The organism is Pseudomonas sp. NPDC087639 (assembly GCF_044743385.1).
Taxonomy (GTDB): Bacteria; Pseudomonadota; Gammaproteobacteria; order Pseudomonadales; family Pseudomonadaceae; genus Aquipseudomonas.
This window is the reverse complement of the sequence record NZ_JBIUWI010000007.1, coordinates 16,152-29,599: the sequence shown is the minus strand read 5'-3', so window position 1 is coordinate 29,599 and position 13,448 is coordinate 16,152. Positions and strand designations below refer to the sequence as shown.

Sequence of the window (13,448 nt, the reverse complement as noted above, 5' to 3'; positions counted from 1 at the left end):
CGGCAGATCCTGATGCGCCTGGGCGTCCATCGCCGCTTGCTTGACCTGCGCCAGCAATCGGTTGAACGGCAGTTGTCCGTTCACCTCGGCATTCAGGACTTGGGTGTTGACGAAGAAGCCGATCAGGCCCTCCGTCTCGACGCGGTTGCGGTTGGCGGTCGGCACACCGACGCGAATCTGCGCCTGGCCGCTGTAGCGATGCAACAACGCCTGGAACGATGCCAGCAACACCATGAACAGGCTCGCGCCTTCACGCTGGGCCAGTTGTTTGAGGGCATCACCGAGATCCGCCGGCAAGTCCAGTTCGAGCCGCGCACCGCGCAGGCTTTGCACCGCCGGACGGGGAAAATCGATCGGCAACTCCAGCACCGGCTGCTCGCCGCCCAGAGTCTTGACCCAATAAGCCAGTTGCCGCTCGCGCTCGCCCGCTTCCAGCCAGTGACGCTGCCAAATCGCGTAGTCGGCGTATTGCACTTCCAGCGCCGGCAACGTCAACGGTTGCCCGCTGGTGTCGGCGGCGTAATGCTGGATCAGCTCGTTGACCAGCACTTTGATCGACCAGCCATCGGAGATGATGTGGTGCTGGATCAGCACCAGTACATGATCGTCTTGCGCCACTTCCAACAGTGCCACGCGCAGGAGCGGGCCCTGTCGCAGGTTGAACGGGCGCGCGGTTTCGCTTTCGACAAAGGCCTTGATCGCAGCGTCCGTGCCTGCGGCGTCGAGGCCCTCCGGCAACGGCGCCAACGTGATGTTCAGCGGCAGTTGCGGATGGATCACCTGACAGAAGGTTTCGCCCTGCTCGGCGAAAGTGGTGCGCAGACTTTCGTGACGCGCCGCCACGGCATTGAAGCTGCGTTCCAGCGCCGCCACATCCAGCCGCCCCTTGAGGCGCAGGGCGCTGGGGATGTGATACGCGGTGCTGTGCGGGTCCATTTGCCACAAGAACAATTGACGTTCCTGGGCGTACGACAGAGGAATCGCCGTAAACCCGGAACGCGTTTCCGGGATCGGCAGGTTGGCCGGAGAGACGCCCTCTTCGAGCATCTTTTCCAGGTACAGCTTACGTTTGTCCAGCGGCAGAGTGATAAAGCGCTTGGCTACCCTCAAAGCAACACTCTTGTCCATCAGACTTCCTCCATATCGTCAAGCAGGGCTTCCAGCTTGCTCAGTTTCTGTTCGTTGATTGCCCCGCCTCCTGTATCGAGGTGAGCGACAAAGTCGCTCAGGACGGGGTGCTGGAATAACAGTTGCGGGGTCAGCGTCAGGCCCAGTTCGAGGGCGATGCGCGACACCACGTTGACCGCCAGCAGCGAGTGCCCGCCCAGTTCGAAGAAGTGATCGTTCAGGCCGATGCGTTGCACGTCGAGCACTTGCTGCCAGATCGCCGCGACCTGCTGCTCAAGCTCACTATGCGGCGCGACATACGCGGCCTGCATCTGGCTGGCATCGACCGCTGGCAAGGCCTTGCGGTCGAGTTTGCCGTTGGGGGTCAGTGGCAACTGCTCAAGGAACAGCAGGTGCGCGGGAATCATGTAGTCAGGTAACGAAGACTTGAGGCCAGTCTTTAGTCCGTCGCGCAGGAGCCGCTGCGCTTCGCCGTCGTACAGATCCAGTGGCGGGGCGACCACATAGGCCACCAGTTGCGCGCCAGCCTCGCCTTCGACCGCCAGTACCGCCGCTTCGGTGACTGCCGGTTGAGCGAGCAATCGCGCCTCGATCTCGCCCAGTTCGATGCGGAATCCACGAATTTTCACTTGATGGTCGATTCGGCCCATGTACTCCAGATCGCCCTCTTCGCGCTCGCGGATCAGGTCGCCGGTGCGGTACATGCGCTCACCGTTGTTGGCGAGCGGGTTGGGCACAAACCGCTCGGCGGTCATCGCCGCACGGCCCAGATAGCCGCGAGTGATGCCGGCACCAGACAGGTACAGCTCAGCCGAAACGCCTTGTGGGACAACGTGCAAATCGGCGTCGAGCAAGCGACTGGCGCTGTGGTCGAGGGCACGACCAATGCGCGCCTGACCACCGGCACTGCGGCGAGTCCAGGTCGAATAGGTGGTGTCTTCCGACGGGCCGTACAGGTCGAAGACGTGCTCGACCGTCGACTGTTGATACAGCGCGTCGACCAGCCCTTGCTTGAGAGGCTCACCCGCCAGATTGATGATCCGCACGCTCGGAGGAATCTGCCCGGCGCGTTGCAGCGCAGCAATGGCTGACGGCACAGTGTTGATCAGGCGCACCTGATCGCGGGCCGGCAGTTGCGGCAGCTCCAGGGCATTACGGGCGATGATCAGCGAGCCGCCGTTGGCCAACGTGACAAACAGCTCCCACACCGACAGATCGAAGCACACCGACGTCGAAGCCAATACACCTTGAATGTCGTCGCGGCTGTAAACCTTGGCCGACCAGTCGATCAGCGCCATGACGTTGCGATGGGCAATCGCCACGCCTTTGGGTTTGCCGGTGGAGCCGGAGGTGTAGATCACGTAAGCGAGGTTATCCGGCGCGACCGATGTTTGCGGTGCACTGCTCGAATAACCGCTCAACGACACCTGATCCAGCAGCAGCGTTTGGGTATCTCTCGGCACACTCAGGGTCGCGGCGACCGCTTGCTCGGTCAGCAACACCCGCGCACGGCTGTCGTCGAGCATATAAGCGACACGATCTGCCGGGTAATCCGGGTCCAGCGGCACATAGGCGCCACCGGCCTTGAGCACCGCCAACAAGGCGACAAGCAGTTGCTCGGAACGTGGCATCGCCACGCCCACCCGCACTTCCGGGCCTACACCCAACTCGATCAATTTGTGCGCCAGACGATTGGCTTGCGCGTCGAGTTCAGCGTAAGTCAGTTGCGTGCTGCCGAAAGTCACCGCCAGCGCATTCGGGGTCGCCGCCACCTGACGCGCAATGCCCTGATGAATGCACAGCTCGGTGACGAAACCGGCATTGATGCCTGGCGTGCTTTCGATCAGGCTCAGCTCGCCGAGTGCGCGTTCGCCTGCCTCGGTCATCTGGCTCAGCAGACGCTGCAAATGCGCGCCCAACTGCGCCACGCTGGCGTCGGCAAAGCTGTCGCGCTGATAGCTGAAATGCACCGTCAGTTGCGCGCCCATGTTCACCAACAGGGTCAGCGGATAGTTGGTCTGCTCCTGATTGGCCACCGCGCCGAAACGCAAGCCTTGCGGCGCGCCGCGTTCCAGCGCGTCGGCAATCGGGTAGTTCTCGAACACCATCAAACTGTCGAACAGCGCATCACCGCCCTGCCCGGCCCAGCGCTGAATATCCGCCAATGGCGTGTGTTCGAACTCGCGCGATGCCAGATTCTGCGCCTGCACCCCTTGCAGCCAACTGGCCAGACTCTGCTGTGCTTGCGGCGCGGCAACCACCGGCAAGGTGTTGATGAACAGACCGATCTGCGCTTCAGCACCCGGCAGATCCGCCGGACGCCCGGCAACGGTGGCGCCGAACGCCACACAGTCTTTGCCGGTATAACGCTGCAACAGCAACAGCCATGCGGCTTGCACCACGGTGTTGACCGTGAGTTTCGCGGCCCGGGCAAATTCACCCAGACGCTGAGTCAGATCCGCGTCCAGCACTTGGTAATGATCGCCATAACCGACGCTCGGCAAGCCGTCATGCGGCCGCGCGATGGCAGTGGCCAGACGCGTTGGTTCTTGCAGGTTGTTGAGCGTCGCCAGCCAGTAGGCTTCGGCCGCCGCATTGTCCTGACGCTGCAGCCAGCCGATGTAATCGCGATAGCGGCCCGCCGGACGCGCCACCGCTTCGCCGCGATAATGCTGCAACACTTCGCCGAGCAACTGCGCGCTGCTCCAGCCGTCCATCAGGATGTGATGGTTCGTGTAGATCAGGTGATGACGATCCGTCGCAGTGCGCACCAGCACCAGACGCAGCAGCGGCGCGCAGGTCAGGTCCAGACCCAGAGCGAGTTCCTCATCGGCGAGGGTTTGCAACGCTGCGTCCAGCCCGGTTTTGCCGTGCCAGTCGAGCACGCTGAACGGCACTTCAACCTGACGCTGCACCACTTGCACCGGTTGCGGCAAGTCGCCCTGCCAGAAGAACCCGGTGCGCAAAATGTCATGGGCATCCACCACCGCTTGCCACGCCGCGCGGAAACGTTGTGGATCGACGCCGTCGACGTCCAGACGCATCTGGTTGATGTAGTCGCCGTTGCCGTGTTCGAGCAACGTATGGAACAGCATGCCCTGCTGCATCGGCGACAGCGGGTAGATGTCGTCGATGCTCTGCGGTTCGAGCACCAGCGCATCGAGTTGCGTCTGCGACAGTTGCGCCAGCGGGAAGTCCGAGGGCGTCACGCCACGGTTGACGCTGTCGCAGCAATGGCCGATCAGCGCCGTCAATTCCTGCACGTAATCATCGGCCAGACGCTGAATGGTCGCGGCGTCGAACATCGCGCTGCTGTAGGTCCAGCTCAGATCCAGTTCACCGCCAAAGACTTTGCCGTTCAGCGCCAGCGGGTTGCCCAGCGGGCCTTGCAGGTTGACTTCGGCGCCGCCGGATTCGCTGGTCGGTGCAAACAAAGCCTGGTCGGCGGCATCGAAGCTGCCGTCGAACTGTCCCAGATAGTTGAAGGTCAGGCGCGGTGCGGGCAACGCTTGCAGGGTCTGGCGAGCAGGCTCATCGCCCAGGTGCGCCAGCGCACCGAAGCCAATGCCTTTGTGCGGAATCGCCCGCAGTTGTTCCTTGATCTGCTTGAGCGATGCGCCCGGTTCCGCGACCGGCGACAGGCGCGCCGGGAACACACTGGTGAACCAGCCGACGGTGCGCGTCAGGTCAACGCTGTCGAACAGGTCTTCGCGACCGTGGCCTTCGAGCAATACCAGTGCGTGGTCGGCACCGGTCCAGCGCACCATCACCCGCGCCAGAGCGGTCAGCAGCAGATCGTTGACCTGCGTGCGATAAGCCGCCGGAGCATCCTGCAACAGCTGACGGGTCAGGGTCTGATCCAGTTTGCTGCGAAGGGTCTGCGCCTGATCGTGTTGTTGCCCACCGTTGGGACGGTCGAAAGGCAACGCCGCCGATGCGCCTTGCAACTGTTGCTGCCAGAAGCCCAGTTCAGTCTGCAACGCAGGCGTCGCGGCGTAGTCCTGCAATGCAGCCGCCCAGGCTTTGATCGCACTGGTCTTGGCCGGCAATTGCACGGCATTGCCGCTCGCTATCTGCCGATAAGCGTTTTGCAGGTCTTCAAACAGAATCCGCCACGACACGCCATCGACCACCAGGTGATGGACGATCAGCAGCAGGCGTTGACTGCCATCGGCAAGGTTGGCCAGCACCGCGCGAATCAGCGAGCCACCGCTCAATTGCAAGCTGCGTTGGGCCTTTTCACCCAGTGTTTCAAGGGCTGCGAGGTCGGCGACCTCGACTTGCCAGAGGATCGTTTCACCTGCTTGCGTGGCGATGTCGCGGTAGTTCGATGTCCAGCCGTCAGCCTGCTCGACAAAGTCCAGACGCAGACTGTCGTGATGCAGCACCAACGCATCCAGCGCTTGCTCAAGCACTTGGGCATCAAGGGTTTGAGTTGGCTTGAGCATCACCGACTGGTTCCAGTGATGACGGTCGGGAATCGCCTGAGCGAAGAACTCCTGATGAATCGGCAACAGCGCCGTACTGCCGGTGACCGGTTGCTGATCGATCACTTGCTGCGCTTCGCCCGTCTGCGCGACAGCGGCCAGCGCCTGAATGGTCTGGTGCTGGAACAGGTCTTTGGGCGTAAAGCGAATGCCAGCCTGCCGCGCACGGCTGACCACTTGAATCGAAATGATCGAGTCGCCGCCCAGCTCAAAGAAGTTGTCGCTGATGCCGACCTGCTCAAGCTTGAGCACGTCTTGCCAGATCGCCGCCAGTTGTTGCTCCAGCGCGTTCTGCGGAGCGACATAGGTTTGCTGCAGTTGGCTGACATCCGGTTTCGGCAGGTTCTTGCGGTCGAGCTTGCCGTTTGGCGTCAGCGGCATGCGCTCCAGACGCAGCACGTACGCCGGCACCATATGGCCTGGCAAAGTGGCCTTGAGCTGCGCACGCAGGTCTTCGGTGAAGTCCGCTCGGGTCGAATCGCCCACCACATACGCCACCAGACGCTTGCCGCTACCGGCGCTGCCTTCCTGGGCCACAACCACCGCTTCACGCACGCCGTCGAGCGCTTGCAGGGCGGCTTCGACTTCACCGAGTTCAATGCGGAAACCACGGATCTTCACCTGATTGTCGATGCGATCCAGATAGTCGAACGTGCCATCGGCGCGCTGACGAACGAGGTCACCGGTGCGATAGAGCAAGCCTCCAGCACTGCTGAACGGATCAGCGACAAAACGCTCGGCAGTCAGCCCCGGACGGTTCAGATAACCACGGGCCAGGCCCGTGCCACCCAGATACAGCTCACCGGCCATGCCCTGCGGCAGCAGGTTCAGATCGGCGTCGAGCACGTAGGCGCTGCGATCACCGATGCGGCTGCCGATTGGCGCGTAAGCGGCACCGCACGGCACCTCGCGACCGGCCTTCCAGATCAGCGGCGTGACCACGGTTTCGGTCGGGCCGTAACCGTTGATGATGTAGTCCGGATCGAGCGCACGTTTGACCCGCTCGAAACTGGCGTTCGGCACCGCGTCACCGCCGAAGCAGTAAATACGCACTTTGGGTGGATTGCCCACGCGCTCGGCGTGTTCGGCCAGTTGTTGCAGGTACACCGGCGGGAACGCGACGACGGTCACGCCGTGTTCAATCATGGCGTTGTAGGTCTGCTCCGGTGTCCACAGGCTGTCATCGCGGATCAGCAACGACGCGCCGTGAGTCAGGCTGGTCAGCCAGCGCTCATGGGCGCCGTCGAAGGCGAACGACATGAAGTGGAATTCGCAGTCGCTGTCGCGCATTTCATAGCGCTGGCCGATGGCCTGGCAGTGCATCGCCAACGGGCCGTGGGCGACGCTGACGCCTTTCGGATTGCCGGTGGAGCCGGAGGTGTAAATCACATACGCGAGGTTGTGCGGATCGAGTTGCACGGGCGGCGCGATGATCGGCCAATCGCGCAGGTCGAGACGATCCAGTTCCAGCAGCGGCACCGACTCGGCCACTGGCAATTGCGCCGACACCGATGAATCGCTGATCAGCAGTGCCAGCCCCGAATCCTCGATCAGGTAGGCCAGACGTTCACGCGGATAGCTGGTGTCCAGCGGCACATAAGCACCGCCCGCCTTGAGCACCGCCAGCAGCGCAACGATCACCGCCTCGCTGCGCGGCAGGGCCACCCCGACGCGGGTTTCCGGGCCGACACCACGGGCGATCAGCGCGTGGGCCAATTGGTTGGCACGCTGATCGATTTCGCCATAGCTGAAGCGCTGACCGTTGAAGATCACCGCCGTGCGTTGCGGGTTTTCAGCGGCCAGCGCGGCAATACGCTGATGCACGCCGATGTCCACCGGGTAAGGCTGCGGGTGGTTTTCGGCTTGCTGGCGCGCCTGCTCCTCAGCGCTGGCCAGGGCGATTTCACCGAGGTTGCGCTCAGCCGACACGGCAAATTGCTCAAGCAGTTGCAGCAGATGCGCACTGATGCCCTCGATCACATCACTGGCGAACTGGCCACGGTCAAAGCTGTAATGCAACGCCAGTTGCTGCCCCAAGGTCACGGCAACGCTGAGCGCATAGTGCGTCTGCTCCAGATTGCCCACGTCGCCAAACACCAGCCCCTGCCCGGCCTGACTCAGCGCCTGGGCAATCGGGTAGTTTTCAAACACCAGAATGTTGTCGAACAACGCCTCGCCACCCTGCCCGGCCCAGCGCTGAATGTCCGCCAGCGGCGTGTGTTCGAAGTCGCGCAGGCTGAGGTTCTGTGCCTGCACCGCTTGCAGCCAGTGGCCGACGGTTTGATCCGGACGCGGCGCGCCGATCACCGGCAAGGTATTGATGAACAGACCGACTTGTTGCTCGATACCCGGCAGCTCCGCCGGGCGCCCGGCCACGGTGGCACCGAACGCCACCGCTTCGTGACCGGTGTAGCGTTGCAGCAACAGCAGCCATGCGGCTTGCACCAAGGTGTTGACGGTGACTTTCTGTTGCCGTGCGAACGCTTCCAGCGCTTGTGTGCGAGACACGTCCAGCGTCAGGTAATGGTCGCCGTGACCGCTGAGGTTTTCCCCGCCGGTAGCGGCGCGGGCCAGTCGGGTCGGCTCTTGCAGCGCAGCGAGTTGCTCGCTCCAGAAGTCCTGACTGAGTTGACCGTCCTGACGTTGCAGCCAGGCGATGTAATCGCGATAGCGTCCGCCGCCAGTTATCGGCGTGCGGCCGCTGTAGCGCTGCAAGACTTCGCCGAGCAACTGCGAGTTGCTCCAGCCGTCCATCAGGATGTGGTGGTGGGTGTAAATCAGGTGCCACTGCTCGGCGCCGGTCTGCACCAGCACCAGCCGCAGCAGCGGCGCATGGGACAGGTCAAAACCTTGCTGACGCTCGGCGTCGGCCAGCGCTGCGAGCGCCGCTGGCTGGTCGTCGCGGTTGCGCCAGTCCAGCGTGGTAAACGGCAACTGCACCTGCTTGTGCACGATCTGCAGCGGCTGTGTCAGCTCGCCCTGCCAGACGAAACCGCTGCGCAGAATGTCCTGCGCGTCGACGGTGGCCTGCCACGCCGCGCGGAAGCGCTCGGGATCAACGCCTTGCACATCGACGCGCAACTGATTGATGTATTCGCCCGCCGCCTGCTCGTAGAGGGTGTGGAACAGCAAACCCTGTTGCATCGGCGCCAGTGGATAAAGGTCATCGAGTTGCCCGGCCGACACCGGCAACGCATCGAGTTGCGCCTGAGTGACCTGCGCCAGCGGGAAGTCCGACGGCGTCGCTTGCGCGGCTTGCAGCGTGCAGCAATGTTCGATCAGTGCGTGCAACTCGCTGGCGTATTGGTCCACCAGTTTCTGCACGGTCGCGCCGTCGAACATCTCGCGGCTGAAGCCCCAGCTCATCGACAGTTCGCCGCCATACACTTGGCTTTCAACGGTCAGCCAGTTGGCCAACGGCGCTGCCGGGTCCTGCGCGACACCGCTGGTTTCAGCGGACGGCACGAACAGCGCCGCGTCGTCGAACTGGCGGTCGAACTGGCCGAGATAGTTGAACGTAATGCGCGGCGGCGGCAGCGACTCAAGTTCGGCGCGTACCGACGGCGCCGCGAGATAACGCAGCACGCCATAGCCCAGACCTTTGTCCGGCACCGCGCGCAGTTGCTCCTTGATCGACTTGATCGAGCCATCGAGATCATCGGCGGCGCTCAGGTTGACCGCGAACAGGCTGGTGAACCAGCCCACGGTGCGACTCAGGTCGATGTCATCGAACAGGTCTTCGCGGCCATGACCTTCGAGTTCGATCAGCGTGCCCGGTTGCTGGCTCCAGCGGCTGATGGTGCGCGCCAGTGCGGTGAGCAGCAGATCGTTGACCTGCGTGCGATACGCTGCCGGCGCCTGTTGCAACAGTTGCCGGGTGCGCTCGGCGTCGAGGCGCCATTCGATTTTCTCACCATGCAGATTCTGCAAGCTGCCATCCGGGCGCTCGCAGGGCAGATCCTGGGCACCCTGATGCTGGGTTTTCCAATAATTCAGTTGTTCGTCGAAGCGTGATGCTTGGCTTTCGAGGCGCGCCGTCCAGCTCTGGAAGGACGTGGTTTTTGCCGGCAACTGAATGCCGCCCCCCGCCGCCAGTTGTTCATAAGCCTGCTGCACATCTTCCAGCAGCACGCGCCAGGAAACCCCGTCCACCACCAGGTGATGAATGATCAGCGCCAGACGCTGACTGCCATCCGCCATGTTCACCAGCAACGCGCGCAGCAACGGGCCATTTTGCAGATCAAGACTGCGTTGGGCTTCATTGCACAAGGCATTCAACTGCTCGACAGACTCGGCGTCGCGCCGCCACAGGTCAGCGCTTTCAACCCGCGTGTCGTGGCTTTGCTGCCAGCCTTCGGCGTTTTCGACAAAACGCAGGCGCAAGGCGTCGTGATGGTTGATGACATGCGCCAGCGCTGCATCGAGCCACTGCGCATTCAATGTTTCACGCGGGGTCAGCAGCAGCGACTGGTTCCAGTGCTCACGCACCGGCATCGCACGGCTGAAGAAGTGTTGCTGGATCGGCCCGAGTACGGCGCCGCCGGTTACCGGCCCTTGATCCACCGAGGTCTGGTTGTCCAGCGTCGCGACCAACGCGAGGCTGCGCACCGTCTGGTATTGGAACAGATCACGCGGGCTGACGCGGATCCCGGCCTGCCGCGCCCGGCTGACCACTTGGATGGAGATGATCGAGTCGCCACCCAGTTCGAAGAAGTTATCTTCGAGGCCCACACGCTCCAGACCCAGCACGTCTTCCCAGATCGCCGCGAGGGCTTTCTGCAGCGCATCCTGCGGCGCAACGAAGGCTTGTTGCGGTGCGGCGTCCGGTTGCGGCAGGGCTTTGCGATCCAGTTTGCCGTTGGCGGTGACCGGCAGTTTGTCCAGGGTCAGCAGGTAGGTCGGCACCATGAATTCCGGCAGACTGCCGAGCAGCCAGGCTTTGACGTCCTGCTGCCATTGCTCGTCTGGCTGGGCGGTTTCCAGCACCAGATAAGCCACCAGATGCTTGCCGCCCTGCACCAGCACCACCGCTTCGCGCACCAGCGGGTGCTGCATCAGGCGGGTTTCGATTTCACCGAGCTCGATGCGCAAGCCGCGTAACTTCACCTGATGGTCGAGACGGCCCAGGTACTCGATCACGCCGTCGGCGCGCTGACGCACACGGTCACCGGTGCGGTACAGCCGCGCGCCGTCATGGAACGGGCACGGCACAAAACGTTCGGCGGTCAGTGCCGGACGCTGGTGATAACTGCGTGCCAGCCCTGCCCCGCCCAGATACAGTTCGCCGGCCACGCCACTGGGTACCGGCAACAGCTCGGCGTCGAGCACGTGGGTGCGCAGGTTGGCAATCGGTCGACCGATCGGCACGCTGTCGGCGCCTTCGTCGACGCAGGTCCAGTGGGTGACGTCGATGGCCGCTTCGGTCGGACCGTACAGGTTGTAGAGACCGGCGTTCGGCAGTTTGGCGAAGACTTGCAGTTGCGCATCCAGCGGCAACGCTTCACCGCTGCACACGATGCGCTTGAGCCCCGTGCACGTCTCGACGCCCGGTTCGTGAATGAACGCCTGCAACATCGACGGCACAAAGTGCAGCGTGCTGATGCCATAGCGGTTGATGGTGTCGATCAGTTGCAGCGGATCGCGGTGCGCACCCGGGGCGGCCACGACCAGACGCGCGCCGGTCAGCAGCGGCCAGAAGAACTCCCAGACCGATACGTCGAAACTGAACGGGGTTTTCTGCAACACCGAATCAGCGGCGTCCAACCCGTAGGCTTGCTGCATCCAGCACAAGCGGTTGACCAGCGCCGCGTGGCTGTTGCCCGCACCTTTGGGCTTGCCGGTGGAGCCGGAGGTGTAAATCACATACGCAAGATTCAACGGGTCGACGCTGACTTCGGGACGGTTTTCACTGTAGCCGTCGAGCAGGCCCGACTGATCCAGCGTAATCACCTGCACGCCGTCCGTCGGCAACGACGTCAGCAACGCCGCTTGCGTCAGCAACAAGGTGATGCCGCTGTCCTCGATCATGTAGGCCAGACGTTCCTGCGGGTACTCCGGGTCCAGCGGCACATAGGCGCCACCAGCCTTGAGGATGGCCAGCAGGCCGACGACCATTTCCAGCGAGCGTTGGGCGCAGATGCCCACCAGACTGTCCGCCCGCACACCTTGCTCACGCAGCAGATGCGCCAGTTGATTGGCCCGGGCATCCAGCTCGGCGTAGCTCAAGGTCTGCTCACCGAACACCAGCGCTGGCGCGTCGGGCGTGCGCGCAACCTGTGCTTCGATCAGTTGATGAATCGGCTGCTCAACTGCATAAACCGCCGGGGTATCGTTCCAGAGGTGCACCAGCGTGTGCTGCTCATCCGCCTCCAGCAGTGGCAACTCACCGACGCGCTGCGACTGATCGGCGACCATCGCTGTCAGCAAACGCAGCCAGTGGCGAGCCATGCGTTCGATGGTCGCGGCGTCGAACAGGTCGCTGGCGTAGGTCAGCGCGGCGTGCAGCTTGCCGCCCTTCTCGTAGGTGTCCAGGGTCAGGTCGAACTGCGTGGTGCGGCTCTGCCAGTCGAGACTGCTCAGCGCCAGACCCGACGCGGTGCTCAGTGTGGCGACATCGGCGACTTGCGGCTGGTGGTTGTACATCACCTGAAACAGCGGCGTGTGGCTGAGGCTGCGTTCCAGTTTCAGCGCTTCGACCAGTTGCTCGAACGGCAGATCCTGATGGGCCTGGGCACCGAGGGCGGTTTCCTTGATGGCGCGCAACAGATCATCGACACGGGTCTGGCCGTCCAGTTGCGTGCGCAGCACCTGGGTGTTGACGAAGAAACCGATCAGGCCTTCGATTTCTCCACGGTTGCGGTTGGCAATCGGCACGCCGACGCGGATGTCGGTCTGGCCGGTGTAGCGATGCAGCAGCGCATTGAACGCACCGAGCAAGAGCATGAACAACGTCACTTGATGCTGCTGCGCGGTGTTGCGCAGTTGCTCGGCCAACTGCGCGTCGACGGCAAATTCGTAGCGGGTGCCGCGATAGCTCGGCATCGCTGGACGTGAGTGATCCAGCGGCAATTCCAGCACCGGATGTTCGTCGCCCAGTTGTGCCTGCCAGTAATCGAGCTGGCGCGCCTGCTCGCCGGCCTCCAGCCAGCGACGCTGCCACAAGGCATAGTCGCTGTACTGAATCGGCAGCGGCGCCAGTTGCGGCTGCTGGCCGCCATCGAACGCGTCGTAGCAACGGATGAATTCATCGATCAGCACGTTCATCGACCAGCCATCGGAAACGATGTGGTGCAAGGTCAGCAGCAGCACATGTTCCTGTTCGGCCAGTTTGAGCAGCGTCACCCGCAACAGCGGCCCAACCGCCAGATCAAACGGCAACACCGATTGTTGTTCCGCTGCGCAGACGACCGCCTGCTCACGCTCGACGGCCGGTAGACCCGTGAAATCCTCAACGTTAATCACCAGCGGTGCCGCCGCCGGCACCTGCAGCAGGCTGTCATCGGCCTGACGCTCGAACACCGTGCGCAGGGTTTCATGGCGCTCGACCAGGCTGGCAAAAGCTTGCTCCAGTGCGCGACGGTTCAACTGCCCGCTCAGACGCACAGTGCCCGGCAGGTTGTAGGCACCGCTGTGCGGATCAAGTTGCCAGAGAAACCACATACGTCGTTGCGCGTAGGACAGCGCCTGACGATCCTCGGCCTCAATGCCGGCGGGAATCGGAAACCGGGCGAAATCAACGCCCTCCTTGTGCAGGGCCGCAAGGAATATCTGGCGCTTTTCCAGGGGCAACCCGATAAACCGGCGAGCGAGTTTCAAGGAGTCTTCTGCATTCAT

At 63.0% G+C, this 13,448-nt stretch carries 2 protein-coding genes (1 of these 2 only partly in view); both read right to left on the bottom strand.

The window, feature by feature from the left end; genetic code table 11:
- Positions 1 to 1,128: the 5' end (the start) of a non-ribosomal peptide synthase/polyketide synthase gene (locus ACIOVB_RS05445; RefSeq protein WP_401265571.1), read on the bottom strand. 13,863 nt of this gene lie to the left of the window's left edge; the window shows 1,128 of its 14,991 coding nt (coding positions 1-1,128); it begins with the start codon at positions 1,126 to 1,128; its stop codon lies off the left edge, out of view.
- Complete coding sequence (locus ACIOVB_RS05440; protein WP_401265568.1) at positions 1,128 to 13,448, bottom strand: non-ribosomal peptide synthase/polyketide synthase; 12,321 nt, start codon at positions 13,446 to 13,448, stop codon at positions 1,128 to 1,130. The genes ACIOVB_RS05445 and ACIOVB_RS05440 overlap by 1 nt, the downstream gene beginning before the upstream one ends.